The following is a 26,849-nucleotide window of genomic DNA, read 5'->3' as shown; positions in this document are numbered from 1 at the left end:
CCATGGATGATTCATTTTGATCAGGCCGCTTCCAAGCCTTGGGTTACTTGATCGCGTTTTACGCATTTTGTTTCCGGGTGTGATGTTTTTGTTTCTCAACGGTTGCGCCGGCGTCAGCTATTACGGCCAATTGGCCAGTGGTCAGCTGCAATTGCTGCGGGCACGCGAGCCGGTTTCCAGAGTGATTGCCGATCCCGCTCGCGATCAGCAATTGCGTGCGCATCTGACTCAATCGCAAAAAGCCCGCACGTTCGCCAGCCAACAGCTGCAGCTGCCGGACAACCAAAGTTACCGTTTGTACGCCGACATTGGCCGGCCGTTCGTAGTCTGGAACGTGTTTGCCACGCCGGAATTTTCCCTGACACCACAGAACCATTGCTTCCCGATCGCCGGCTGCGTCGCCTACCGCGGTTATTACAGCCAGAGCGCGGCCCGCGGTGAAGCTGCGTTGCAACGTTTGCAAGGTATGGACGTGTCGATCGGTGGCGTCGAGGCTTATTCGACGCTCGGCTGGTTCAACGATCCGATTATCAGTTCGATGATGGCGTGGGGTGACGAACGATTGGCCACGCTGATTTTCCATGAGCTGGCACATCAACGTTTTTATGTGAAGGACGACACCGAGTTCAATGAGTCTTTCGCCACCTTCGTCGAACAGGAAGGCACCCGCCAATGGCGTGCGTTCCGCGGCTTGCCACCGGACAGCGGCGCGCAGGTGCAGCAACGGGACCAGTTCATTCAATTGGTTCTGGAGACCCGCACGCGACTCGAACGGCTGTACACCCTGCCCCTGTCCGCCGACCGGATGCGCCAGCGCAAAGCCGACGAGTTCGAACGATTGCGGGGTGAATACCGGCAGCTTCGCGACAGCCAATGGGCTGGGGACAAACGCTATGACGCGTGGATCAATGCGCCGATGAACAATGCCCGGCTGTTGCCATTTGGGCTGTACGACCAATGGGTGCCGGCGTTTGCGGCGTTGTTCAGACGGATGGGTGGGGATTGGGTGAAGTTTTATGCAGCAGTCGAGAAGCTCGGCGCGTTGCCGGTTGGGGAGCGCAAGGCGGCACTGAATGCTTTGGCTCAATTGAAAAGTCGCGGTGGCTGATCGGGCCTCTTCGCGGGCAAGCCTCGCTCCTACTGGAAATACGCGGTTCCTGTAGGAGCGAGGCTTGCCCGCGAAGGCGTTCTTGAACTGCTCACAACCAAATTGCATCCCACAACGGATAATCGCCTACGTTCTGCACCAACCCCGCGCGTAATGGATTGGCGACGATGTATCGCGCAACCGCCTGTAGATCTTCTTCCTTGCGAATGGCGCGATCGTGATAGCCATGTTGCCAAACCGAACTTTGGCGTCCTACGGAGCGATTTAGCGTCACTGCGATGCGTGATTTGGTTCGCGCCATCAACTTTGGTAACTGAGTATTCTGCAACTCGATCAGCCAATGGAAATGATCGGGCATGACAACCCAGGCTAGAGACGTCGCAAACCCTTCTCGCTCAGCAGCTCTAAGGGCGTCAACTACCAATCGTCCACTCTTGAAGTCGCGGAATAACGGTTCCCGATTCAAAACTACGGCAGTCAGTAGATAGATCTGTCCGGACTCCGAATATCGTCCAGTGCGCAATCGATGAGCATGTTTTAACTTCGGCAAAGATGATCCTCCTTGATCGTGGCCTTATTCTTCAGGCTAGGACGATAAGAAGGGACTGGAGTGAGAACAATTGCTCAGGATGTGTCTGAGGGGACGCCTTCGCGGGCAAGCCTCGCTCTTACAGGAGCGGCGTATTTCCTGTAGGAGCGAGGCTTGCCCGCGAAGACGTATTGATTAACGCTGTAAAAACGCCTGATGCATCTCTTCCAGCGTTTCGAAGTGCCAGGTCGGGGCTTCAGCGCTCAACTCTTCCCGGCTGCCAAAGCCATAACCAACAGCCGCCGAATCCAGCCCGTTACTGCGCGCACCGATCAGGTCGTGTTTACGGTCGCCGATCATCAGGGTGTTGGCCGGGTCCAGGCCTTCTTCGGCCATCAAGTGGGCGATCAGCTCGACTTTGTTGGTCCGGGTTCCATCCAGTTCGCTGCCGTAGATCACTTTGAAGTGTTTGGCGAAGTCGAAGTGCCGGGCAATTTCCCGGGCAAAAATCCACGGTTTGGACGTCGCGATGTACAGCTGTCGCCCTTGCCCGCCGAGGGTTTCCAACAATGGGGTGACGCCGTCGAATACGCGGTTCTCGTACAGACCGGTGACCTTGAAGCGTTCGCGATAGAAGTTCACCGCTTCCCACGCCTTGGGCTCGTCGAAGTCGTAGAACTGCATGAACGCCTGCAACAACGGCGGGCCGATGAAGTGTTCAAGCTTGGTCAGGTCGGGCTCATCGATGCCCAGTTTGCTCAGGGCGAACTGGATCGAACGGGTGATGCCCTCGCGAGGATCGGTCAGGGTGCCATCGAGGTCAAACAATACGGTTTGGTAATGCATGTTGAATCCTGAATAAGGGCGCAGGGTCAGAGCTGGTCGTAGCCTTCGGCCAGATGCAAATTCTTGAGCTTCACGTAGTTCGCCGCGCTGTAGGTGAAAAAGGCTTTTTCCTTGTCAGTCAGTGGCCGGACCTGTTTCACCGGGCTGCCCACATAAAGGAAGCCGCTTTCCAGGCGTTTGCCCGGGGGCACCAGGCTGCCAGCACCAATGATCACATCATCCTCGACCACCGCACCGTCCATGACGATGCTGCCCATGCCGATCAAAACCCGGCTGCCCACGCTACAACCGTGGAGCATGACTTTATGCGCGATGGTCACATCGTCGCCAATCAGCAGCGGAAAGCCATCGGGATTGAACGGCCCGGCGTGGGTGATGTGCAGCACACAGCCGTCCTGCACGCTGGTACGCGCACCGATACGGATGCGGTGCATGTCGCCACGAATCACCGTCAGCGGCCAGACCGAGCTGTCTTCGCCGATTTCGACGTCGCCGATCACCACCGCCGAACCGTCGACAAAGGCGCCTTTGCCCAGCAGCGGCGTGTGGTTCTGATACTTGCGAAGGGTCACGATAGGGTTTCTCTCTGTTGCTGATAGCTGCGGTGAGCGTCGATTGTAATTAAGATGGCGCAATGTTTCTTCCAGCCAAGGTGCCAACCGTGAGCGTGAACAACCCTCTTTTGCAGTCCTACGACCTGCCGCCGTTCTCGGCGATCCGTGCCGAACACGTGCAACCGGCTATTGAACAAATCCTGGCTGACAACCGCGCCGCCATTATCGAGATCCTCAAAACCCAGGGCAAACAACCGACCTGGGCCGGCCTGGTACTGGCGATGGACGAGCTGAACGATCGTCTGGGCGCCGCCTGGAGCCCGGTCAGCCACCTGAATGCCGTGTGCAACAGCGCCGAATTGCGCGAAGCCTACGAGTCCTGCCTGCCGGCCTTGAGCGCCTACTCCACCGAATTGGGCCAGAACCGCGAGTTGTTCGAGGCGTTCGAAGCGCTGGCTAACAGCCCCGAAGCTGCCGGTTTCGAGGTGGCGCAGAAAACTATCCTGGAACACTCCCTGCGTGACTTCCGTCTGTCGGGTATCGACCTGCCGGAAGCCGAACAAAAACGTTACGCCGAAGTGCAGAGCAAATTGTCGGAGCTGGGCAGCCGCTTCTCCAACCAGTTGCTCGACGCCACTCAGGCCTGGACCAAACACGTCACTGATGAAGCTACCCTCGCCGGCCTGACCGAGTCGGCCAAGGCGCAAATGGCTGCGGCTGCCCAGGCCAAAGGCCTGGAAGGCTTCCTGATCACCCTGGAATTCCCGAGCTACTACGCGGTGATGACCTACGCCCAGGACCGCGCCCTGCGCGAAGAAGTCTACGCCGCCTACTGCACCCGTGCGTCGGACCAAGGCCCGAATGCCGGTCAGAACGATAACGGCCCGGTCATGGAAGAAATCCTCGACCTGCGTCAGGAACTGGCCAAGCTGCTCGGTTTCGCCAGCTTCTCGGAGCTGAGCCTGGCCACCAAAATGGCCGAATCCAGCGATCAGGTGCTGAGTTTCCTGCGCGATCTGGCCAAACGCAGCAAACCGTTCGCCGCCCAGGACCTGGAACAGCTCAAGGCTTATGCCGCCGAACAAGGCTGCCCGGACCTGCAAAGCTGGGACAGCGGTTTCTACGGTGAAAAGCTTCGCGAGCAGCGCTACAGCGTCGCCCAGGAAGCCCTTCGCGCTTACTTCCCGATCGACAAAGTGCTGGGCGGTCTGTTCGCTATCGTTCAGCGTCTGTACGGCATCGAGATCGCCGAGCAGAAAGGCTTCGACACCTGGCACCCGGATGTTCGCCTGTTCGAAATCAAGGAAAACGGCCAGCACGTCGGCCGCTTCTTCTTCGACCTCTACGCTCGCGCCAACAAGCGTGGCGGTGCCTGGATGGACGGCGCCCGCGACCGTCGCCGCACGATCAGCGGCGTATTGCAAAGCCCGGTGGCCAACCTGGTGTGCAACTTCACCCCGGCCGACAGCGGCAAGCCAGCCCTGCTGACCCACGATGAAGTGACCACCTTGTTCCACGAATTCGGTCACGGCCTGCATCACCTGTTGACCCGCGTTGAACACGCCGGCGTATCCGGCATCAACGGTGTGGCCTGGGATGCGGTCGAGCTGCCAAGCCAGTTCATGGAGAACTGGTGCTGGGAGCCGGAAGGTCTGGCGCTGATCTCCGGTCACTACGAAACCGGCGAACCGTTGCCTCAGGACCTGCTGGAGAAAATGCTCGCGGCGAAGAACTTCCAGTCCGGCCTGATGATGGTCCGTCAGCTGGAGTTCTCGCTGTTCGACTTCGACCTGCACGCCACCCACGGTGACGGCCGCAGCGTGGCGCAGGTACTTGAAGGTGTGCGCGACGAGGTGTCGGTTATGCGTCCACCTGCCTACAACCGTTTCCCGAACAGCTTTGCGCACATCTTCGCCGGCGGTTATGCGGCGGGCTACTACAGCTACAAATGGGCTGAAGTGCTGTCGGCGGATGCCTTCTCGAAATTCGAAGAAGAAGGCGTACTCAACGCCGAGACCGGCCGCGCCTTCCGCGAAGCGATCCTGGCGCGTGGTGGTTCCCAGGAACCGATGGTGCTGTTCGTCGACTTCCGCGGACGCCCGCCGTCGATTGACGCACTCTTGCGCCACAGCGGCCTGAGTGAGGTCGCGGCAGCATGAGCGAGGGTCCTGTGATCACCAAAAAGCGCTTTATCGCCGGGGCAGTCTGCCCGGCCTGCAGCGAGCCGGACAAATTGATGATGTGGAACGAAGACGACGTCCCGCACCGTGAGTGCGTGGCCTGCGGATATTCCGACACGCTGAATGAACAAGGCCTTTCCGTGCCCAAGGAATTGGGTACGCGAGTCAACACCTCGGCGCTGAAAGTGCCGGACGCCAAGGTTCAGGCCGTGCAGTTTTTCCCGAACCCCAAGCTGAAGAAAAAGCCTGACGAGCAGCACTGAGTCACCACCACCTTCCACTCCTGAACGGATTGGAAGGTGGTAACTATCTACCACCTTTCCCCTGCGCTTCCTTTATAGGCTGATCACATTCAGCCTCTGCTCAAGGAAGACGCCATGCCCGACACCAATCCTCTTTTGCAAGCCTGGGACCTGCCGCCCTGGTCGGAGGTCCGCACCGAGCACCTCGTGCCGGCAATCACAGCCATCATTACCGACAACCGGCAGATCATTGTCGAAACCATCATCAGCCAATCCGTATTTCCCAATTGGGATGACCTGGTTCTGGCCATCGATGAAATCGATGCGCGCCTGGGCGAAGCTTTGGGCATCATCCGGATCCTGTCGATGGCGAAACACAACGATACCGCCTGGAGCACGGCAGCTGCTGCGTGCAGCGACGCCGGGGCGCAGTACCTATCCGAAAAAATGAGCAATCGGCTGTTGTTTGATGCATACCAGCGGTTGGCGAACAGTTCGATCGCCCTCAACTTCGATGAACCGCGCAAGGCCGCGCTGGCCAAGATTCTGCGCAAGTTTCAATTGAGCGGGATCGACTTGCCCCTGATGCAACGGGAAAAGCTGGCCCGGTTGAACCTCGACATCGATCGGCTCGAAGAGCAGTTTCTCATCCATCTGAATAGCGCCAACGCTGCATGGACCAAGCACGTCGATGACATTGCGGTACTGGAAGGTTTATACCCCACCGTAAAAGATCGTCTGAGACACCTGGCCAAAGAAGCAGGACATGAAGGCTGGCTGATTCCCCTGGATGAAAACACCTACCAGCAAATCATGAGGTACGCCGAAAATCGGGCATTGCGAGAAGAATATTTCGTGGCGTACTCCACGCGCGCGTCCGATCAAGGCCCAAATGCCGACGAGTTCGATAATGATCCTGTACTGACGTTGCTGCTTTCGCTGCGTCACCAGAAAGCCGAATTGCTAGGGTTCGATAATTTCGCGCAACTGCGTCTGGCCTCCGCAGCGGCGGAGTCCACCGGTCAAGTCCTTAGTTTCCTGCGTCGGCAAGTGACATTGAACACACCGCCCCTTGCAAGGGATTCAAAGGAGGTACAAGCGTTTGCGCTCGTACGGGGTATCTCTGAAGTACACGCTTGGGACCACGAATTTCTCGCTGAACAACTGCACCACCATCGTTTCCCTGAAGCCCTGAAGAATCTGCGCGACTATTTTCCTCTGGACGGCACCTTGCGACGACTCTGCCTGTTCTGTGAACGCCTGTTCGGGATCCGGATCCTCGAGCAGGCTGAATTCAGTCGCTGGCATAACGACGTGCGCCTGTTTGAGATCAGCGAGCATGGTCAGACCATCGGGCATATTTATCTTGACCCGTTCCACCGCAAAGAAGCTCCGGATTACGCCTGGACCGGCACGCTGCGAAACCGACGAATAAACACCGAAGGCCGGGTAGCGCTACCGATTGCCGATCTTCACTGCAACTTCACGCCTGGAGCCGACGGCCATCCGTGCCTGCTTGAGCATGAGGATCTACGGGTGCTTTTTCATGAATTCGGTCATTGTCTGCAACACGTGCGGACGAGTTCGGCGCATCACAACCTTTCCGGCATTTCCCAGCTGGGGCGCGATACTGTGGAGTTCGCAGGGCAGGTATTCGAGCAGTGGTGCCTGTCACGGGAGTTTCTATTATGGCTGGGTGCCCACCACCAAAGCGGTGACCGCTTGACCGAGGCGCGGGTAGACACAGTACTGGCAGCCCTCGAAACCCGGACCAGTCGACAAACCGCATTCTTGCTGATGGGCGCCTTGTTCGACTTCGATCTGCATCGCTGCCAAGGCGATGGCCGTAGCATCCAGCAAGTATTCGAAGACGTTCAGCGGGAGTTTCCCCCTGTGCAACTGCCGTCTTATTGCCGATTCGCAAACAGCTTTGACTACATGGTGACCGGTTACGCAGCGTCCGTTTACGCCTACACGTGGTCAGGCGTACTGGCCATCGAAGCCTTCAAGCGATTCCGTCAGGATTGGGTTTTCAATGCGCAAACAGGGCGAGCCTTTCGCGAGGCGTTTTTTTCTCCGGGCGATTCGCGCTCCTTGCTGACCGCCCTGGAAGCGTTTCTTCAACGGCCAATCGCCGAAGACCTTTTCGCGCTTTCGTCAGAGGCCGTTGCCCGCTGACGCAATGGTTTACTCGACGTGGGCCGATTTGAACCAACTCTTCATCGAACAACTGGCGAACGGACTCGTGCTGCAATCGCCGTTGGCCAACGCGGTGCGGAGCTTGTCGACATCGGCCTGCATCATGTAACGGACGCCGTCCTTGAAATGAGTGCTGTCACCAAATCCGCCCTGGGTCATTTCGTTCAGGGCGTCTTCCTTGCTCCAGCCCTGCACCACGACCCGGTACATGGCCGCCATCAGGCCCGTGCGATCCGAACCATGTTTGCAGTGCATCAGCACCGGTCCCTTGGCTTCGGCAGTCTGGATTGTGCGAAGAGCCTTGAGTACATCCGCATCATCCACATGGTTGGTGCGATAGGGCAGTTGTACCTGTGCGATCCCTGGTGTCGACAACCAGTTGGAGTCCGACTCGGGCAGGAAAGTGATAACGGTCCCGACCTTGAGTTTTTCCAGTAACGGCACGGCGCCTCTGTCAGGCAATGCACTGCGATAGAGCGTCGGGGACATTTTGAAGAGGTTGTACTGCACCTCGACCGATTGAGCCCACTCCGCAGGGCGGGGCAACGCGCTGTCGTCGGCAAGGGCCGGCGTCAGGTTTAACAGTGCGGCCAGCGACAGGCAGATCGCTGGGATACAACGCGATAGAGACATGCTTGGGTGACCGTTCAGGAGAATCGGGAAGATGACGCCCAGCTTCCCCCCCGAGCGGTCAAAGGCCTGTGAGCCGTCTGTCAAAGAATCGTGAATCAGCCGAGCGCTTTCGTCGCAAAACCGAGGTTTTTTAGCTGAATCGGTTCATCTTGATGCTTAGCCTGCTACCATTTGTTACCCCATATTACCGATGCGCCCTATTGCTCCCCGTTTGCTGGCGTTCTGCATCGGTGTCAAAACGAAAAGTCGTCCTGCGAGACGGCTGAAAAACCGCTAATGCCTGATGAGGTGCCCCCCTATGTCCGATCAAGATCGAGACAACCCGCGGCGTGAGTTTTTGCGCAAATCCCTGACCTTGATCCCGGTGGTCACCGTTGCCAGCACCGGTCTGGGCGGCACGGTCCTGATGGCCGCGCCCGAAGCAGCCCCGGCCAGTTCCGGCAAAGCGCCGGTCAGCACCAGCACCTACGAACCCAGCTACTTCACCGCCGAAGAATGGACGTTCATCAAGGCGGCTGTCGCGCAGCTGATTCCAAACGATGCCCAAGGGCCAGGTGCCCTGGAAGCCGGTGTGCCCGAATACATCGACCGCCAGATGAACACGCCTTACGCGGCCGGTGCGCTGTGGTTCATGCAGGGACCGTTCAACGCAGACGCTGCTCCGGAAATGGGCTGGCAGAGCAAACTGGTGCCCAAAGAGATTTATCGCCTGGGCATTGCCGCGACGGATGCTTGGTCGAAAACGTTCAACGGTAAAGTATTTGCCGAGCAAGACAGCGCTACCCGAGACGATTTGCTCAAGCAACTCGAGGCCGGAAAACCCCAGTTCGACAGTGTTCCAGCGAAGATTTTCTTCAACCTGCTGCTGCAAAACACCAAAGAAGGGTTCTTCTGCGACCCGATTCACGGTGGCAATAAAGGCATGGTCGGCTGGACCATGATCGGTTTCCCCGGCGCCCGCGCCGATTTCATGGATTGGGTGGAACGCAACGAGCAATACCCCTTCCCGGCAGTTTCGATTCGCGGCGAGAGGGCGTAAGCATGGCAACGGTAATGAAGAAGGTCGACGCAGTGATCGTCGGTTTTGGCTGGACGGGCGCGATCATGGCCAAGGAGCTGACAGAAGCTGGCCTGAATGTGCTGGCGCTGGAGCGCGGGCCGATGCAGGACACTTACCCCGACGGCAACTATCCACAGGTGATTGACGAACTCACCTACAGCGTGCGGAAAAAACTCTTCCAGGACATTTCCAAAGAGACCGTAACCATTCGCCATAGCGTGAATGACATCGCGCTGCCGAATCGCCAACTGGGCGCCTTCCTGCCCGGCAATGGTGTCGGCGGCGCCGGTTTGCACTGGTCCGGCGTGCACTTTCGGGTCGACCCGATCGAGTTGCGCATGCGCAGCCACTACGAAGAACGCTACGGCAAAAGCTTCATCCCCAAGGACATGACCATCCAGGACTTCGGCGTCAGCTATGAAGAGCTGGAACCGTTTTTCGATTACGCCGAGAAGGTCTTCGGCACGTCAGGTCAGGCCTGGACGGTGAAGGGTCAATTGGTCGGCGAAGGCAAGGGCGGCAACCCTTACGCGCCGGACCGTTCGAATCATTTCCCGCTGGAATCACAGAAGAACACTGTTTCCGCACAGCTGTTTCAGAAAGCGGCCACCGCAGTGGGTTACAAACCCTACAACCTGCCCTCCGCCAATACGTCAGGCCCCTACACCAACCCTTACGGCGCGCAGATGGGCCCGTGCAACTTCTGCGGTTTTTGCAGCGGCTATGTCTGCTACATGTATTCCAAGGCATCGCCGAACGTAAACATTTTGCCGGCGCTCAAACCGCTGCCCAATTTCGAGCTGCGGCCCAACTCCCACGTACTGCGGGTCAATCTCGACAGCACCAAGAGCAAGGCGACAGGCGTGACCTACATCGATGGCCAGGGCCGGGAGATCGAGCAGCCCGCAGACCTGGTGATACTTGGTGCCTTCCAGTTCCACAATGTGCGGCTGATGTTGCTGTCGGGTATCGGCAAGCCGTATGACCCGATCAGCGGCGAAGGCGTGGTCGGCAAGAACTTCGCCTACCAGAACATGGCCACCATCAAGGCCTACTTCGACAAAGACACCCACACCAATAACTTTATTGGTGCCGGCGGTAACGGCGTGGCGGTGGACGACTTCAACGCCGACAACTTCGATCACGGGCCCCATGGTTTCGTCGGTGGTTCGCCGATGTGGGTCAACCAGGCCGGCAGCCGACCGATTGCAGGCACATCCAACCCGCCGGGCACCCCGGCCTGGGGCAGTGCCTGGAAACGTGCCACCGCCGATTACTACACCCATCAAGTGTCGATGGATGCCCACGGCGCGCATCAATCCTACCGCGGCAACTACCTCGATCTGGACCCGGTGTACCGCGATGCCTACGGCTTGCCGCTGTTGCGGATGACGTTCGACTGGCAGGAAAACGACATCAAGATGAACCGGTTCATGGTCGAGAAAATGGGCAAGATCGCCGAAGCGATGAGCCCCAAGGCCATTGCCGTATTGGGCAAGAAGGTTGGCGATCACTTCAACACCGCGTCTTACCAGACCACCCACCTCAACGGTGGCGCGATCATGGGCACCCATCCGAAAACCAGCGCCGTGAACCGTTACTTGCAGAGCTGGGACGTACACAACGTTTTCGTCCCCGGAGCGTCAGCTTTCCCACAAGGTCTGGGCTACAACCCTACCGGCCTGGTGGCAGCGTTGACCTACTGGTCGGCCCGGGCGATCCGCGAGCAGTACCTGAAAAACCCCGGCCCGCTGGTTCAGGCTTAAGGAGCGATGACCATGAAAGCACTTGTTATCGCGACCCTGGCGCTGCTCGGCTGTGGCTCGATCAACGCCGCAGGAATTGATCAAAACCTGATCAAACAAGGCGAGTACCTGGCTCGTGCCGGCGACTGCGTAGCCTGCCACACAGCCAAGGACGGCAAGCCCTTCGCCGGTGGTCTGCCGATGGAAACGCCGATCGGGACGATCTTCTCCACCAATATCACGCCGGATAAAACCGGCTTGGGTGACTACAGCTTTGAGGATTTCGACAAAGCCGTGCGCCATGGCGTCGTCAAAAACGGTAGTACGTTGTACCCGGCGATGCCCTATCCGTCCTACGCTAGCGTCAACGAAACCGACATGAAAGCCTTGTACGCCTACTTCATGCACGGCGTGGTGCCTGTCGCTCAGGAGAACAAGGACAGCCACATCCCCTGGCCTTTGAGCATGCGCTGGCCCCTTGCGGGCTGGCGCTGGATGTTTGCCCCGGCCGTGGCGGACTACAAAGCGGCACCCGGCGAAGATGCCGTGGTCAGTCGTGGGGCTTATCTGGTGGAAGGCCTCGGACATTGCGGCGCATGCCATACGCCACGAGCCCTGACCATGCAGGAAAAAGCCCTGAACTCAGGTGAGGGCAGTACATTTCTGTCAGGCAGTGCGCCACTGGAAGGCTGGATCGCGAAAAGTCTGCGCGGCGATTACAAAGACGGCCTCGGCAGCTGGAGCGAAGAACAATTGGTGCAGTTTCTCAAGACCGGTCGCAGCGATCGCAGCGCGGTGTTTGGCGGCATGAGTGATGTGGTGACACACAGCATGCAGTACATGACCGACAACGATCTGACCGCAATTGCCCGCTACCTCAAGTCCTTACCAGCGAATGATCCCAAGGATCAGCCGCACCAGTACGACAAACAGGTCGCACAAGCGCTGTGGAACGGGGACGACAGCAAGCCCGGCGCTTCGGTGTACATCGACAACTGCGCGGCCTGCCACCGTACCGATGGCCATGGCTACACCAAAGTGTTCCCGGCGCTGGCAGGCAACCCGGTGTTGCAGTCGGAGGATCCGACGTCGCTGATTCACATCGTGCTCAAGGGCGGTACGCTGCCGGCGACTCATACGGCGCCTTCGACCTTTACCATGCCGGGGTTCGCCTGGCGTTTGTCGGATCAGGAAGTGGCGGATGTGGTGAGTTTCATCCGCAGCAGCTGGGGCAACGGCGGCTCGCCGGTCAAGGCGAGCGAGGTGGCGAACCTGCGCACGGATGATATGAAGACCACGTCGAGCGATGACCTAGGGCAAGTCACCCAGAAGAACTGACTGCCCAGCGGCACTAGCCAGATGAATAACGCCTCTATACTGTATATAAAAACAGTACAGAGGCGTTTTCATGTCCACCCCTCTTCCCCCGCGCGGCCGCGGCACCGCCACCAACCCGCACAACCGCTTCGCGCCGAATCGCTCGGTGGCCGAGGATGACGGCTGGTATCAGGAAGCGCCGATCACCCAAGGCACCGAGGTGCGCATCGAAACGGCGAAAACCATCATCACTCGCAACAACTCGCCGGATTTACCCTTCGATCGTTCGATCAATCCCTATCGCGGCTGCGAGCACGGCTGCATCTATTGCTACGCGCGGCCCAGCCATGCGTATTGGGACATGTCGCCAGGGCTGGATTTCGAAACCAAGCTGATCGCCAAGACCAACGCCGCCGATGTGCTGGAAGAACAGCTGTCCAAGCGCGGCTATCAATGTGCGCCGATCAATCTGGGCTCCAATACGGACCCTTATCAGCCGATCGAACGCGAACACAAAATCACCCGCAAAACCCTCGAAGTGCTGCTGCGTTATCGTCACCCGGTGACCATCATTACCAAGGGCTCGCTGATTCTGCGGGATCTTGACCTGCTGGCCGAACTCGCCGAGCAAAGGCTGGTGGCGGTGATGATCAGCCTCACCACCCTGGACGATGAACTCAAACGCATCCTCGAACCGCGCGCCGCGGCCCCCAAGGCTCGGTTGCGGGCGATCCGCGTGATGCGTGAAGCGGGAATTCCGGTGGGCGTGTTGTGTTCGCCGATGATTCCGATGATCAACGACAGCGAACTCGAAAGCCTGCTGGCCGAGGCACATACCGCCGGTGCTCAGAGTGCGGCCTATATGATGTTGCGCCTGCCTCTGGAAGTTGCGCCGCTGTTCGAAGAATGGCTGGCGGCCCACTATCCTCAGCGTGCCGCACATGTGTTGAGCCTGATTCGTCAGAGCCGTGGCGGCGAGCTCTACGACAGTCGCTTCGGTGCCAGGATGCGCGGCGAAGGGCCGTTTGCCGATCTGCTGGCACAACGATTTGCCAAAACCATCAAACGTCTGGGGCTCAATCGTCGGGAGGGATTCGATCTGGACTGCGACGCCTTCTGTCCGCCGGGTCGCCAGATGTCATTGATATAAGCGCGGTCTTAAACAGGGTCGTTGGCCGATCTGTCGATCAGCCAACGACCCGATGATATGTCACCGGCTCCGCATGTTAACCCTGTAACGATATATCACTCCATCGACTATCAAGCATTATCACGCCCGAACAAACCAGCCCTGGATCCAGTCGCCGATGTTGCCAAAAGTATTCTTGATATCCTGAAAGGCGGTCTTGACCCAAGTAATAACTTTGGACAGCACCTTGGCGAGGAATTCATTGAAAACTCTCGACATTTCACGGAACAGACCGGTTACCAGTTCAGTGAATGTAACAATCGCCTCTTGCGCTGCAGGATGACGCTCGCCAATTTCAATGGCTGAGTCAAAGATCTTGTCGATGTTTTGTGCAGAAAGATGTTTTTCACGCTCGCGTTTCAGGTTCATTTTTTGTTTGAACGCCTCAGTCGCTCCAGGCGTGACGCCCTCATTGCTCAAGGCCTGGGCATCATTAATGATACTGACCTCCATATTTTTGTTCTGCTCTTCGGCCAACTTCTGCGACATGGCCTTCAATGCTTCAATTTCAAGAGCGGCTTCAGGGCTTACATCACTGGCACCATTGACAGTCGACATGGTAATACCACGCGAGACAATAGTTGCAGTGTTAATATCTGTATCGTTACTCGTCTGAATGACACCCATATGTGGTGCAATGGCTGCCCGACCAGTCAGCCTGGCTTTGTGATAAGCCCGCAGACTATTCATGGCTTGTACGAAATGGCTCATTAGTTAAATCCTTTTAGTTGGCTAGTTAGTTATTCAAGTGTCTCAGCACTCGAGTTTCAGACTAATGCATCTTGCAAAAAACAACAGACTTTAAAAGTTTCACCTGATGTCAAAACAACAACTAAGAACAGCAATCAGCATTAAATAAAACCACTTTAGTTCTTCAATCCCGCAGTCATGGGGCCATCAATGATGATGCAGGCGAAACGACCGACGGTAAGCCGCTCGGATCTCTGGAACCATCGTTCCAGAGCCTTTGATTCAGTTTCAGTTAAGAATTCGCGACTATGGTGAAGGCGCTCCCATCGCATGGGAGTGACAGTTCATCGCCACAAGAGTTTTCGGATCAAATATCAGCCCATAGGCACGGTAAACTCCGACATACTCCCCTAATGCGCCAAAGAGGATGAATCATGAGTGACAAGGATAAACAGCCGTTGGCTGCGTCGGCTTCAGCCCAACCGCAGGCGGAAACCGCCGATGCAGCGCTGCAGCATATCGTTGACGGCTTTTTGCATTTTCATCACGAAGTTTTTCCTCAGCAGGAAGAACTCTTCAAAAAACTCGCCACGGCCCAGAGCCCCAGAGCGATGTTCATCGCCTGCGCCGATTCGCGCATCGTTCCTGAGTTGATCACCCAAAGCGCCCCCGGCGACCTGTTCGTGACCCGTAACGTCGGCAACGTTGTGCCGCCTTATGGGCAAATGAACGGCGGTGTTTCCACGGCAATCGAATACGCAGTACTGGCCCTCGGCGTGCAGCACATCATCATCTGCGGGCACTCCGACTGTGGCGCGATGCGCGCAGTGCTCAACCCGCAAAGCCTGGAAAAAATGCCGACGGTCAAAGCCTGGCTGCGTCATGCCGAAGTGGCAAAAACCATGGTCCAGGAAAACTGCCATTGCGCTGACGAAAACGAAAGCATGCACGTCCTCACCGAGGAGAATGTGATCGCTCAGCTGCAACATTTGCGCACGCACCCGTCGGTGGCCTCGCGTATGGCCAATGGTCAGCTGTTTATCCATGGTTGGATCTACAACATCGAAACCAGCGAAATCAGAGCTTACGACGCGGACAAGGGTTGTTTCCTGCCGCTCGATGGCAGCCATCCGATTCCGGTGGCGACGCCCAAAGCGCGCTTCTAAATCCTCCTAAATCCCAGTGTGGTTTAGCCAAGGCTGCCGATCAGGCAGCCTGGCTTCGCCACGCCTGAAGAAAACTTCGGGAGAGTCACCATGCGTGCTGCTCAACTCAAAGCTGTTCTGCCACGGGAGCTGCTGGCGTCCGTGGTTGTGTTTCTCGTCGCCCTGCCCTTGTGCATGGGCATCGCCATCGCCTCGGGGCTACCGCCGTCCAAAGGCTTGATCACCGGGATCATCGGTGGCCTGGTGGTGGGCTGGATTGCCGGTTCGCCACTGCAAGTCAGCGGCCCGGCGGCCGGTTTGGCTGTTCTGGTGTTCGAACTGGTGCGCCAGCACGGCATCGACATGCTCGGGCCAATCCTGCTGCTGGCCGGTTTTCTGCAACTGGTGGCCGGGCGTTTGAAACTGGGCTGTTGGTTTCGGGTCACGGCGCCTGCGGTGGTGTATGGCATGCTCGCCGGGATTGGCGTGTTGATCGTGCTGTCACAGGTGCATGTGATGCTCGACTCCGTGCCCAAGCCCTCGGGGCTGGATAATCTGGCAGCCTTCCCGGCGGCGGTCGGCCAGGCCTTGCCCTCCTTGGGCTGGCAAGCCGGTTTGCTCGGGCTGTCGACGATTGCGGTGATGTGGTTGTGGGAGAAATTCCGCCCCCATTCCCTGCGCTTCATTCCCGGCGCACTGCTGGGTGTGGGCCTGGCGACCGTCGCCAGCCTGATGCTCGCCTTGCAGGTCAAACGAGTGGAAGTCCCAGCCAACCTGGCGGAAGCCATCGACTGGCTGAAACCTGCAGATTTACTCAACCTGGCTGATCCGACACTGCTAATCGCCGCATTTGCCGTGGCGTTTATCGCCAGCGCCGAAACCCTGCTCTCGGCCGCTGCGGTGGACCGCATGCACAGCGGCCAGCGCTCGGACTTCGACCGGGAATTGTCGGCTCAAGGCGTCGGCAACATGCTCTGTGGTCTGCTCGGCGCACTGCCAATGACCGGCGTGATCGTGCGCAGTTCGGCCAACGTCCAGGCCGGCGCCACCACGCGAATGTCGACGATCTTCCATGGCCTGTGGCTGCTGGCTTTCGTGTTGCTGCTGTCCAGCGTGCTGCAAAGCATCCCGGTGGCGAGCCTGGCGGGCGTTCTGGTTTACACCGGTTTCAAACTGGTCGATCTCAAGGCCTTTCGCGGTCTGGGCCGTTATGGGCGGATGCCGATGTTCACCTACGCGGCAACAGCTCTGGCGATCATCTTCACCGACCTGCTGACCGGCGTGCTGATCGGCTTCGGCCTGACCCTGGCCAAACTGGCCTGGAAGGCTTCGCGGTTGAAAATCAGCCTGATCGATCTGCCCAAGGACGGCGAAATGGAACTGCGATTGATAGGTGCAGCGACCTTCCTCAAAGTGCCGGCGCTGACCCAAGTGCTGGGGACCATTCCGGCAGGTACGACGGTGCATGTGCCGCTCAATAACTTGAGCTACATCGATCACTCGTGTCTGGAATTGCTGGAGGAATGGGGTCGGGCCAATGCGGCCAAGGGATCAACACTGTTGATTGAAGCGCGGGGGTTGAAGCGCAGGCTGGAAGGGCGATTGCGGACCACGGCGGGCGTCGGCTCCGCAGCCGCTTAAAAAAAATCGCAGCCAATAGGCTGCGATTTTTTTATGGGCAACGAATCAAGCGGCTGGCTGATCCAGCTCCAGGCCTACGCCCAGTTGGCGCGACAGGCACGGCCAGCGCTTCCACGCAGCGCCAGTGTCCGGGCTGTTGAGTTTCTCACGGTAGGCTTCCACCGATTCCAGCGCGAAACTGTCTTCGTTGAGCATCTCGTCCACGGCGTGATGCACCGCCTCATCCAGTTGGTTGGCGAACTCCTCACCTATCAGCTGGTGAGCAATCAGGTTGGCAACAGTCGTGTCCAGTGGGATCAGCGGCTGGCCAAAATGCTTGATGTACAGGTCATTGACCTCTTCGACCAGGCGGTGCGCCAGATAGGCTTCGTCCAGCAGGCTGTCCAGACCGACATGACCGGCCATGATGGCCGGCGGCTGAAGGAAAAACTGCTCGGCGATTTTCAGCACCGGTTTGATCTGTGATTCGATACCCGCTTCCCTGGCGACTTCATTGGCTGCATCCAGCAGGTCCGGCACTTGCTCTATATACGCGGCCACAAAACGCGTCATCACGCCGTTGGCGTCGACATCCGGCAATTGGATGGCGGAGTGAAGGTGTGGCAGTTGGGTTTCCAGCTGACGAGTCAGCAGGCCGGTTTCGGCTTCATGTTGTTGGGCTTTTTGGATCTGCTCGCGCAATGCGGCGGTGTTCATGAAAACTCCAGGAAACAAAGGCAATGAAATAGGGAAGACATAACTTAGCTGGCATACGAAAAATGCTAAGACTCATTTGTCATAATTATTTCATCCTTGAGACATCAAAGTTATATCGATTTGCCACCACTCGTCTGCATCCTTCTCCATTCGTGACATAGAACGCAAGTCCCAGCTGTTTCAGATGATTTACGCCATCACGTTGCGAGGTGGCAGTCGCTGTCTATACTCGGGTGGGAATGGAGTTAGCTGATGACGCCCGACTGCACACGCAGCAAGGCTCGGCGATTCAAGTTCGTAGTCTGAAAAAGCCGCTCCCTTGCCGCAGGTGAAAGCCGGCGGGATAACAAGAACGATAAGGGGAACCCGCAATGATGCGACATCCACATGTCTGGATGGGCCTCCTGTTGTGGTCGATTTTCAGTCAGGCACAAGCGGCCTGGACTGTGAATATGGCGCCTGGAGCGACTGAAATCAGTCACGCAGTATTTGACCTGCACATGACCATTTTCTGGATCTGTGTAGTGATCGGCATCATCGTCTTCGGCGCCATGTTCTGGTCGATGATTCTCCACCGCCGCTCGACCGGGCAGGTGGCCGCAAAATTTCATGAAAGCACCACCGTTGAAATCCTCTGGACCATCGTGCCCTTCCTGATCCTGGTGGCCATGGCGGTTCCCGCGACTGCAACCCTGATCAAGATGTACGACGCCAGTGAGCCGGATATCGATATCCAGGTCACCGGCTATCAGTGGAAGTGGCACTACAAATACCTGGGCCAGGACGTTGAGTTCTTCAGCAACCTGACCACGCCCGCCGATCAGATCCATAACAAGGAAGCCAAGGGCGAGCACTACTTGCTTGAAGTCGATAAGCCTTTGGTGCTGCCGATCGGCGCCAAAGTGCGCTTCCTGGTGACTTCCGCCGACGTCATCCACTCCTGGTGGGTGCCGGCCTTTGCGGTCAAGCGCGATGCGATTCCGGGGTTCGTCAACGAAGCCTGGACCCGTGTCGACAAGCCCGGCCTCTATCGCGGTCAATGCGCCGAATTGTGCGGCAAGGACCACGGCTTCATGCCGATCGTGGTCGAGGTCAAGGAAAAGGCCGATTACGAAAAATGGCTGGCCGAGCGCAAGGCTGAAGCCCTGCAGCTCAAAGAGCTGACCAGCAAGGAATGGACCCTCGACGAGCTCAAAGAGCGCGGCGACAAGATCTATCACACCACCTGCGTCGCCTGTCACCAGGCCGAAGGTCAGGGCCTGCCGCCGATGTTCCCGGCGCTCAAGGGCTCGAAAATCGCTACCGGACCGAAAGAAGGTCACCTGAGCATTGTCTTCCACGGCAAGCCCGGCACCGCCATGGCGGCGTTCGGCAAGCAGCTCTCGGAAGTCGATATCGCAGCGGTCGTGACCTACGAACGTAACGCCTGGGGCAACAACAAAGGCGACATGGTCACCCCTAAAGAAGTGCTGGAGCTGAAACAGGCGGAAAGCAAATGACCCGGTCTATTGCGCACGTAAGGAACCAGTCGGGGCATCGCGCCCCGGCCTGCCCAGCCCATCTGTTTGCAGGAGACAGGACATGACTGCTGTCGTCGATGACCATGTTCATACCGGCACCGCCCACGCCCACGGCCCCGCCAAAGGCCTGATGCGCTGGGTGCTGACCACCAACCACAAGGATATCGGCACGCTGTACCTGTGGTTCGCGTTCTCCATGTTCTTGCTCGGGGGCTCGTTTGCGATGGTGATTCGCGCCGAGTTGTTCCAGCCGGGCCTGCAAATCGTCCAGCCGGAATTCTTCAACCAGATGACCACCATGCACGGTCTGGTGATGGTCTTCGGTGCGGTGATGCCGGCCTTCGTCGGCCTCGCCAACTGGATGATCCCGTTAATGATCGGCGCGCCGGACATGGCGCTGCCACGGATGAACAACTTCAGCTTCTGGCTGTTGCCGGCGGCGTTCATCCTGCTGGTATCGACCCTGTTCACCCCCGGCGGTGGACCGAACTTCGGCTGGACGTTCTACGCCCCGCTGTCGACGACCTACGCACCGGAAAGCGTGACCTTCTTCATCTTTGCCATCCACTTGATGGGGATCAGTTCGATCATGGGTGCGATCAACGTGATCGCCACCATCCTCAACCTGCGCGCCCCCGGCATGACGCTGATGAAAATGCCGCTGTTCGTCTGGACCTGGCTGATTACCGCGTTCCTGCTGATCGCGGTGATGCCGGTACTGGCCGGCTGCGTGACGATGATGCTGATGGACATCCACTTCGGCACCAGCTTCTTCAGTGCCGCCGGTGGCGGTGACCCGGTATTGTTCCAGCATGTGTTCTGGTTCTTCGGTCACCCCGAGGTGTACATCATGATCCTGCCGGCCTTCGGTGCCGTCAGCTCGATCATTCCGGCCTTTTCGCGCAAGCCGCTGTTTGGCTACACCTCGATGGTCTATGCGACGGCGAGTATCGCGTTCCTGTCGTTCATCGTCTGGGCGCACCACATGTTCGTGGTCGGCATTCCGTTGGTGGGCGAGTTGTTCTTCATGTACGCCACGTTGCTGATCGCGGTGCCGACCGGCGTGAAGGTGTTCAACTGGGCCAGCACCATGTGGCAAGGCTCGCTGACCTTCGAGACACCGATGCTGTTTGCGGTGGCGTTCGTGATCCTGTTCTCCATCGGCGGTTTCTCCGGGTTGATGCTGGCCATCGCCCCGGCGGACTTCCAGTACCAGGACACCTACTTTGTGGTCGCGCACTTCCACTACGTACTGGTGCCGGGGGCGATCTTCGGGATCTTCGCCTCGGCCTACTACTGGATGCCGAAATGGACCGGCCACATGTACGACGAAACCCTGGGCAAGCTGCACTTCTGGCTCTCGTTCATCGGCATGAACATGGCGTTCTTCCCGATGCACTTCGTGGGGCTGGCGGGCATGCCGCGGCGGATTCCCGACTACAACCTGCAATTCGCCGACTTCAACATGGTGTCGTCGATCGGTGCGTTCATGTTCGGCGCCACGCAGATCTTCTTCCTGTTTATCGTGATCAAGACCATCCGTGGTGGCCCGCCAGCACCGGCCAAACCGTGGGATGGGGCCGAAGGTCTGGAATGGAGCATCCCGTCACCGGCGCCGTATCACACCTTCACCACGCCGCCGGAAGTGAAATGAACAGCCTTGCCTTTGTGGGAGCGAGCGTATGTGGCGAGGGAGCTTGTCGGATCGCCGCACCGTCCCGCTCGGCTGCGAAGCAGACGCAAAGCTTTTGGGGCCGCTTCGCGCCCCAGCGGGAGCAAGCTCCCTCGCCACAAAGGCCCGCTCCTACAGGGTTATGCGTAGAGGTTGGAAGTCATGGCTGACTCTATTTCGTTGAAAAAACTGGTCACGCGCCTGCTGCTGGTGGTGGTGGCGATGTTTGTCTTTGGGTTTGCCCTGGTGCCGATCTACGACGTGATGTGCAAGGCGTTCGGCATCAACGGCAAGACCGGCGGGCAGTACGAGGGCGAACAAACGGTCGATACCTCGCGGCAGGTCCGCGTGCAGTTTCTGTCGACCAATTCCGCCGACATGTCCTGGGACTTCTACCCCAAGGGCGACGAACTGGTGGCGAACCCGGGGGCGGTGAACGAGATGATTTTCATCGCCCATAACCCGACCGACCGCCCGATGAGTGCCCAGGCAGTTCCGAGCATCGCGCCCAGCGCCGCGGCGGCGTACTTCCACAAGACCGAATGTTTCTGCTTTACCCAGCAAGTGCTGCAGCCCGGTCAACGGATCGAGATGCCGGTACGTTTCATCGTTGACCGTGACATGCCCAAGGATGTGAAGCACCTGACGCTGTCCTACACGCTGTTCGATATCACCGCCCGACATCCACCGGTGGCTGTAAATACTGGCGGCTGAGCGTGCCCGATAAGGAGAACAATAAATGGCAACTCATGAACACTATTACGTACCGGCCCAAAGCAAATGGCCGATCATTGCCACGGTCGGTATGTTCGTCACCGTGTTCGGCCTGGCCACCTGGTTCAACGACCTGAAGGCGGCGCGGCCGGAGTCCCACGGCCCGCTGATCTTTTTCGTCGGCGGCCTGCTGGTGGCCTACATGCTGTTCGGCTGGTTCGGTACGGTGATCAAGGAAAGCCGCCAGGGGTTGTACAGCGCACAGATGGATCGCTCGTTCCGCTGGGGCATGAGCTGGTTCATCTTCTCGGAGGTGATGTTCTTCATCGCGTTCTTCGGCGCGCTGTTTTATGTGCGTAACATTTCCGGCCCGGCGCTTGGGGGTGAAGGAGCCAAAGGCCTCGCTCATATGCTCTGGCCGAACTTCCAGTTTGCATGGCCATTGCTGCATACCCCTGACCCGAAACTCTTTCCGCCGCCCAAAGAAGTCATCAGCCCCTGGGGCCTGCCGCTGCTCAATACCGTTCTGCTGGTGAGTTCCAGCGTCACCGTGACCATCGCTCACCACGCCTTGAAGAAAGGTCATCGCGGCGCGCTGAAAATCTGGCTGGCACTCACCGTGTTATTGGGCTGCGCGTTCCTCAGTTTTCAGGCCGAAGAATACATACATGCCTACCACGAACTGGGCCTGACGCTCGGTTCGGGCATCTACGGCGCGACCTTCTTCATGCTCACCGGCTTCCACGGCGCCCACGTGACCATCGGCACCATCATCCTGTTTGTGATGTTGATGCGGATCATGCGCGGGCACTTCGACGCCGATCATCAGTTCGCGTTTGAAGCGGCGAGTTGGTACTGGCACTTCGTGGACGTGGTGTGGATCGGTCTTTTCGTTTTCGTCTACGTGCTCTGAGGCTTACCAAGGTGCGTGTGACACCAACTGGCCGCTGAAAAAACCCCAGGCAATCAAGCCGACGGTAATGGCGGCCAGCGCAACACGAACACTCAAGGCAATGACGAGGCGGTTCGAGCTGCTGTCGTCCTTGACCAGAAAAAACAGGCCGCTGAACAGGCTGACAACCGTGGCAATCAGCATCAGGACGATGGCTGCTTTGAGCATGGTGAGACTCCGGGGGAAAGGCGATGCACTTGAGTATAGCTATCGCGACTACCGACTTTCTGGCGACGCCATGAAGCGTTTCCGGCCGGGCATCGTGCCGACCCTGGTGGTCGCAGTGTTGTTGCCCATGCTGGTGTCACTCGGGTTCTGGCAATTGAGCCGGGGCGCAGAGAAAAGCGCGCTGCTGCAAAGTTACACCCAGCGCCGTGCCGCCGAACCAATGGCCAGCACCGAGCTGCAACACACCGCAGATCCGGCCTTCCGCCGGGTTCGTTTGCACGGCCAGTTCGATGCCGCCCACAGCCTGTTGCTGGATAACCGTCAGCGTGGCGGCAAGGTTGGCGTCGAACTGCTGCAACCGTTTCAGGATCAGGCGACCGGCCTCTGGCTGCTGGTCAATCGCGGCTGGCTGCCATGGCCGGATCGCCGCACCCCACCGCAATTCACCACACCGACCCAGGCCTTGAGTCTTGATGCCTGGGTCTACGTCTCCCCCGGCGCCACTTTCCAGTTGCACGCCGACCCGAACACCACGACCTGGCCACAACTGATCACCGCGGTCGAACCGGCCAGGCTCTGGACGGCGCTGGATCGCGAAGGTTTTGCCTACGAATTACGCGCAGAAAGCGGTCCCGCGACTTACCAGGCTGACTGGCCGGTAGTCGCCATGGGACCGGAAAAACACCTGGCTTATGCCGTGCAGTGGTTCGCCATGTCGATCGCCCTGTTCGGCCTCTATCTCTATCTCGGCTGGCACAACGCAAAGGAGAAACACCATGGGAGCGGCCATGAATCCACCCAGCATGTCTGAGGCGAAAACGCCGGCGAGTCGGCGTAAAGGTCGCTTGCAGTTGCTGCTGATCCTGCTTGGGGTGATCGGTCCGATGATCCTCGCCACCGGCATGTACAAATTACAGTTCTGGGTGCCGGAAGGTCGCAGCTATCACGGCGAACTGATCGGCAACGGCCAGACCCGCGCCGACCTCGGCGTGCAGGCGCAGGAGGATCGCTGGCAGATACTGGTGACCGCGCCCAAGGATTGCTCGGTGGACTGCCAGCAACTGGTGTACCTGGCGCGGCAGATCCAGATCGGCCTCGGCCGTGATGCCGGGCGCGCCAGTCATGCCTTGGCCGTGGCACAACCGCTGAGCAGCGAGTACGACGCCAAGCTCACGCGCGAGTATCCTCAATTGCAGCGCTATCCACTGAGCCTGACCGACTTCCAGAAAACTGCCGGCGACAAAGCTGTGCCGCAGCTGTGGATCATCGACCCTCACGGCAATCTGGTGCTGCGCTACGACCCGACGGTGAAGGGTAAGGATCTGCTCAACGACCTGCGCCATTTGCTGAAACTGTCGAACATCGGATAAGGGCATCGTCATGGCCAAACCTGGATTTCGCCTCGCGTTGTTTGCCACCTTGCTGGCACTGATTGTGGTGTTGCTCGGCGCCTACACCCGCCTGACCCACGCCGGGCTCGGCTGCCCGGACTGGCCGGGTTGCTATGGGTTTATCAGCGTGCCAAAAAGCGAAGTTCAATTGGCCCATGCCGAACTGCATTTTCCCGACGCTCCCGTCGAAGCCCATAAGGGCTGGAACGAAATGGTTCACCGCTACTTCGCCGGCACGCTGGGGCTGTTGATCTCGGTGCTGGCGGGTCGCGCCTGGGTCCATCGTCGTCATCCGGGGCAACCGGTGAAGTTGCCGTTGTTCCTGCTCGCCGTGGTGTTCGCCCAGGCAGCGTTCGGTATGTGGACGGTGACGCTCAAGCTCTGGCCGCAAGTGGTCACCGGGCATTTACTCGGTGGTTTTGCGACGTTGAGTCTGTTGTTTTTGCTGACCTTGCGATTGTCCGGCGTGTTGCCGGCGCTGACCGTGCCACGGCGTTTGCAGTACTGGGCAACCGCCGGGTTGCTGCTGGTGATCCTGCAAATAGCCTTGGGTGGGTGGGTCAGTTCCAACTACGCAGCGGTGGCCTGTATCGACTTCCCGACCTGTCATGGGCAATGGCTGCCGCCCGCGGACTTCGCCAACGGTTTTCACCTGACCCAACACATCGGCCCCAATTACCTCGGCGGGCAACTGGACAGTGATGCCCGCACCGCGATTCATGTGACTCACCGCATCGGCGCATTGTTAGTGACGCTGGTGCTGATCGGGTTGGCGTGGCAATTGAAGGTGGTCGGCATGACGCGCCTGGCCGGGCTGGTACTGATTGCACTCGCCGCACAAATCACCCTCGGCATCAGCAATGTGCTGTTTCACCTTCCACTGCCAGTGGCCGTCGCGCATAACGCGGGCGGCGCGGCACTGTTGCTGACGATGGTGCTGGTCAATTATCACGCGCGAACCAGTCTGGTTCGGGTCAAGCAGCAACCCCCTGCGCGCTGGCGGTTCAGCCCGCGCAAACACTCAGCCGGGCCCATAACTATAAAAGGAGAGATGCCATGGCGACTCTGATCGGCGCACGTCACAGTCAGGCGATCTGGCGTGACTACCTGGAGCTGACCAAGCCGAAAGTGGTGGTGCTGATGCTCATCACCTCACTGGTGGGGATGTTCCTCGCGACCCGCGCCGGGGTGCCGTGGACGGTGCTGGTGTTCGGCAATCTGGGGATTGCCTTGTGTGCCGGTGGTGCGGCAGCCGTCAATCATGTGGTGGACCGACGCATCGATGCGGTCATGGCCCGCACGCACAAACGTCCCTTGGCCGAAGGTCGAGTGTCACCGGCGGCCGCGCTGACGTTTGCCTTGGTATTGGCGGTGCTTGGGCAAGCCGTACTGCTGGCCTTCACCAATCCACTGACGGCCTGGCTGACCCTGGCCTCGCTGCTCGGCTATGCGGTGGTCTACACCGGTTTCCTGAAACGCGCGACGCCGCAAAACATCGTCATCGGCGGACTGGCCGGCGCCGCCCCGCCGCTGCTCGGCTGGACCGCCGCCACCGGTCATGTCAGCGCCGAACCACTGCTGCTGGTGCTGATTATCTTCGCCTGGACCCCACCGCACTTTTGGGCGCTGGCCATTCACCGCAAAGAGGAATACGCCAAGGCCGATATTCCGATGCTGCCGGTGACCCATGGCGAGCACTACACCAAGGTCCACATCCTGCTTTATACCTTTGCGCTGCTGGCCGTCAGCCTGATGCCGTACGTGATCCACATGAGCGGCATGCTCTACCTGATTTGCGCGCTGGGACTGGGCGCGAGGTTTCTGCAATGGGCCGTGGTGCTGTACCGTGGCACTCGGCCGCACGCGGCGATCAACACGTTCAAGTACTCTATTTACTACTTGTTCCTGCTGTTTATCGCGCTGCTCGTAGACCACTACTTACTGTTGAACCTATGACTCGAACCCAGAAAACCGTCTTCATCCTTGTCGCCCTGATCGCGCTGGTCCTGGGCCTGACCATCAACAAAGTGCTGTCCGGCAAAGGCCAGGGCGACCCGACGGCGCTGATCGATGCCGGGATCATTCTGCTACCGCAAAGCCGCAACCTGCCGGACTTGACGATGACCGATCAGGACGGCAAGCCGGTGGCGATCAACGAGCTGAAAGACAAATGGTCGCTGCTGTTCTTCGGCTACACCTTCTGCCCGGACATCTGCCCGACCACCCTCGCCCAGCTGCGCCAGATCAAAAGCGAACTGCCGCCAGAGGCTGTGGCCAGGTTGCAGATCATTCTGGTCAGCGTCGACCCGAATCGCGACACACCCAATCAGCTCAAACAGTACCTGGGCTACTTCGATCCGCAGTTCCAAGGGCTGACGGCTTCGTCGGTTGAAGACATTCAGAAACTGGCCAACGCGGTGAGCATTCCGTTCATTCCGGCGGACACCAGCAAGCCAAACTACACCGTCGATCACAGCGGCAACCTGGCAGTGATCGGGCCGGACGGAACGCAACGTGGGTTCATTCGCGCACCGCTGAACAACGTGAAATTGGTGGCACAGTTGCCGGTGATGCTTACCCGCAAATAATTAACACCGCATACCCCCTGTAGGAGTGAGCCTGCTCGCGATAGCGGTCTGACCTTCAACATCAATGTTG

At 58.6% G+C, this 26,849-nt stretch carries 26 protein-coding genes; 19 read left to right on the top strand and 7 right to left on the bottom strand.

Annotated elements, in window-relative coordinates:
* Positions 1-16 precede the first annotated feature (16 nt).
* A complete protein-coding gene (locus tag QF010_RS30860) occupies positions 17-1,108 on the top strand; it encodes an aminopeptidase (protein WP_429511437.1) in 1,092 nt (363 codons plus the stop codon).
* Between the two features lie 91 nt (positions 1,109-1,199).
* Here the strand turns inward: QF010_RS30860 and QF010_RS30855 are convergent, their stop codons facing one another.
* The 3 genes from QF010_RS30855 to QF010_RS30845 form a co-directional block, all read right to left on the bottom strand.
* The gene (locus QF010_RS30855; protein ID WP_429534583.1) at positions 1,200-1,658 is read right to left on the bottom strand and encodes an REP-associated tyrosine transposase; all 459 of its coding nucleotides are present in this window, start codon (positions 1,656-1,658) and stop codon (positions 1,200-1,202) included.
* Between the two features lie 174 nt (positions 1,659-1,832).
* The gene (locus tag QF010_RS30850) at positions 1,833-2,483 is read right to left on the bottom strand and encodes an HAD family hydrolase (protein ID WP_033059849.1); all 651 of its coding nucleotides are present in this window, start codon (positions 2,481-2,483) and stop codon (positions 1,833-1,835) included.
* A gap of 26 nt (positions 2,484-2,509) precedes the next feature.
* Complete coding sequence (locus tag QF010_RS30845) at positions 2,510-3,055, bottom strand: gamma carbonic anhydrase family protein (RefSeq protein ID WP_033059847.1); 546 nt, start codon at positions 3,053-3,055, stop codon at positions 2,510-2,512.
* A 62-nt stretch (positions 3,056-3,117) separates the two neighbouring features.
* Here QF010_RS30845 and prlC point away from each other — a divergent pair, with 62 nt between their 5' ends.
* From prlC to QF010_RS30830, 3 genes are all read left to right on the top strand, one after another.
* A complete protein-coding gene (gene prlC / locus QF010_RS30840) occupies positions 3,118-5,196 on the top strand; it encodes an oligopeptidase A (RefSeq protein WP_429511439.1) in 2,079 nt (692 codons plus the stop codon).
* A complete protein-coding gene (locus tag QF010_RS30835; protein WP_033059844.1) occupies positions 5,193-5,480 on the top strand; it encodes a YheV family putative zinc ribbon protein in 288 nt (95 codons plus the stop codon). Before prlC ends, QF010_RS30835 begins: the two co-directional genes overlap by 4 nt.
* A gap of 114 nt (positions 5,481-5,594) precedes the next feature.
* Positions 5,595-7,637 (top strand): M3 family metallopeptidase, encoded by a 2,043-nt coding sequence (locus tag QF010_RS30830; protein ID WP_429534582.1) that lies wholly within the window; start codon positions 5,595-5,597, stop codon positions 7,635-7,637.
* 9 nt (positions 7,638-7,646) lie between these two features.
* On the opposite strand, the gene QF010_RS30825 is transcribed toward QF010_RS30830, so the two are convergent.
* Positions 7,647-8,291: a phosphatase domain-containing protein gene (locus tag QF010_RS30825; protein ID WP_429511441.1), complete on the bottom strand. Its 645-nt coding sequence runs from the start codon at positions 8,289-8,291 to the stop codon at positions 7,647-7,649.
* A 298-nt stretch (positions 8,292-8,589) separates the two neighbouring features.
* Here QF010_RS30825 and QF010_RS30820 point away from each other — a divergent pair, with 298 nt between their 5' ends.
* The 4 genes from QF010_RS30820 (at position 8,590) to QF010_RS30805 (ending at position 13,563) form a co-directional block, all read left to right on the top strand.
* Entirely contained in the window at positions 8,590-9,330 is a 741-nt protein-coding gene (locus QF010_RS30820) for a gluconate 2-dehydrogenase subunit 3 family protein (RefSeq protein ID WP_429534581.1), read from the top strand.
* 2 nt (positions 9,331-9,332) lie between these two features.
* Entirely contained in the window at positions 9,333-11,117 is a 1,785-nt protein-coding gene (locus QF010_RS30815) for a GMC family oxidoreductase (RefSeq protein ID WP_033059837.1), read from the top strand.
* A gap of 12 nt (positions 11,118-11,129) precedes the next feature.
* Positions 11,130-12,434: a c-type cytochrome gene (locus QF010_RS30810; RefSeq protein ID WP_429511443.1), complete on the top strand. Its 1,305-nt coding sequence runs from the start codon at positions 11,130-11,132 to the stop codon at positions 12,432-12,434.
* Positions 12,435-12,504: 70 nt separating this feature from the next.
* A complete protein-coding gene (locus QF010_RS30805; protein ID WP_033059833.1) occupies positions 12,505-13,563 on the top strand; it encodes a PA0069 family radical SAM protein in 1,059 nt (352 codons plus the stop codon).
* 120 nt (positions 13,564-13,683) lie between these two features.
* Here the strand turns inward: QF010_RS30805 and QF010_RS30800 are convergent, their stop codons facing one another.
* A complete protein-coding gene (locus tag QF010_RS30800; protein WP_429534580.1) occupies positions 13,684-14,313 on the bottom strand; it encodes a hypothetical protein in 630 nt (209 codons plus the stop codon).
* Between the two features lie 413 nt (positions 14,314-14,726).
* Between QF010_RS30800 and QF010_RS30795 the strand changes: the two genes are divergently transcribed.
* Both QF010_RS30795 and QF010_RS30790 read left to right on the top strand, forming a co-directional pair.
* Complete coding sequence (locus QF010_RS30795) at positions 14,727-15,458, top strand: carbonic anhydrase (protein WP_429534579.1); 732 nt, start codon at positions 14,727-14,729, stop codon at positions 15,456-15,458.
* A 90-nt stretch (positions 15,459-15,548) separates the two neighbouring features.
* Entirely contained in the window at positions 15,549-17,078 is a 1,530-nt protein-coding gene (locus tag QF010_RS30790) for a SulP family inorganic anion transporter (protein WP_429534578.1), read from the top strand.
* Between the two features lie 45 nt (positions 17,079-17,123).
* Here QF010_RS30790 and QF010_RS30785 read toward each other — a convergent pair whose 3' ends face one another.
* On the bottom strand, positions 17,124-17,774 hold the full coding sequence (locus QF010_RS30785; protein WP_033059826.1) for a hypothetical protein: 651 nt from the start codon (positions 17,772-17,774) through the stop codon (positions 17,124-17,126).
* Positions 17,775-18,145: 371 nt separating this feature from the next.
* Here QF010_RS30785 and coxB point away from each other — a divergent pair, with 371 nt between their 5' ends.
* From coxB to QF010_RS30765, 4 genes are all read left to right on the top strand, one after another.
* On the top strand, positions 18,146-19,273 hold the full coding sequence (gene coxB, locus QF010_RS30780) for a cytochrome c oxidase subunit II (protein WP_033059824.1): 1,128 nt from the start codon (positions 18,146-18,148) through the stop codon (positions 19,271-19,273).
* Between the two features lie 82 nt (positions 19,274-19,355).
* Complete coding sequence (gene ctaD, locus QF010_RS30775; protein WP_008152477.1) at positions 19,356-20,948, top strand: cytochrome c oxidase subunit I; 1,593 nt, start codon at positions 19,356-19,358, stop codon at positions 20,946-20,948.
* Positions 20,949-21,128: 180 nt separating this feature from the next.
* Positions 21,129-21,680, top strand: coding sequence for a cytochrome c oxidase assembly protein (locus tag QF010_RS30770; RefSeq protein WP_046044864.1), 552 nt, complete (start codon positions 21,129-21,131; stop codon positions 21,678-21,680).
* Positions 21,681-21,705: 25 nt separating this feature from the next.
* Complete coding sequence (locus QF010_RS30765; protein ID WP_033059820.1) at positions 21,706-22,593, top strand: cytochrome c oxidase subunit 3; 888 nt, start codon at positions 21,706-21,708, stop codon at positions 22,591-22,593.
* A 3-nt stretch (positions 22,594-22,596) separates the two neighbouring features.
* On the opposite strand, the gene QF010_RS30760 is transcribed toward QF010_RS30765, so the two are convergent.
* Positions 22,597-22,800: a twin transmembrane helix small protein gene (locus tag QF010_RS30760; protein WP_008064738.1), complete on the bottom strand. Its 204-nt coding sequence runs from the start codon at positions 22,798-22,800 to the stop codon at positions 22,597-22,599.
* Positions 22,801-22,870: 70 nt separating this feature from the next.
* On the opposite strand from QF010_RS30760, the gene QF010_RS30755 reads away from it, so the two are divergent.
* The 5 genes from QF010_RS30755 to QF010_RS30735 are packed head-to-tail and all read left to right on the top strand — an operon-like array spanning position 22,871 to position 26,779.
* On the top strand, positions 22,871-23,611 hold the full coding sequence (locus QF010_RS30755; protein WP_429534577.1) for an SURF1 family protein: 741 nt from the start codon (positions 22,871-22,873) through the stop codon (positions 23,609-23,611).
* Positions 23,577-24,170, top strand: coding sequence for a hypothetical protein (locus tag QF010_RS30750; protein ID WP_033059816.1), 594 nt, complete (start codon positions 23,577-23,579; stop codon positions 24,168-24,170). Before QF010_RS30755 ends, QF010_RS30750 begins: the two co-directional genes overlap by 35 nt.
* Before the next feature lie 10 nt (positions 24,171-24,180).
* On the top strand, positions 24,181-25,260 hold the full coding sequence (locus QF010_RS30745) for a COX15/CtaA family protein (RefSeq protein ID WP_033059814.1): 1,080 nt from the start codon (positions 24,181-24,183) through the stop codon (positions 25,258-25,260).
* The gene (gene cyoE, locus QF010_RS30740) at positions 25,248-26,147 is read left to right on the top strand and encodes a heme o synthase (RefSeq protein WP_033059812.1); all 900 of its coding nucleotides are present in this window, start codon (positions 25,248-25,250) and stop codon (positions 26,145-26,147) included. The genes QF010_RS30745 and cyoE overlap by 13 nt, the downstream gene beginning before the upstream one ends.
* Positions 26,144-26,779: an SCO family protein gene (locus tag QF010_RS30735; protein WP_429534576.1), complete on the top strand. Its 636-nt coding sequence runs from the start codon at positions 26,144-26,146 to the stop codon at positions 26,777-26,779. Before cyoE ends, QF010_RS30735 begins: the two co-directional genes overlap by 4 nt.
* The last annotated feature ends 70 nt before the right edge of the window (positions 26,780-26,849 follow it).

This window comes from Pseudomonas silensiensis, assembly GCF_050434865.1.
GTDB lineage: Bacteria > Pseudomonadota > Gammaproteobacteria > Pseudomonadales > Pseudomonadaceae > Aquipseudomonas > Aquipseudomonas fluorescens_W.
This window is presented reverse-complemented; position numbering and strand designations above follow the sequence as displayed.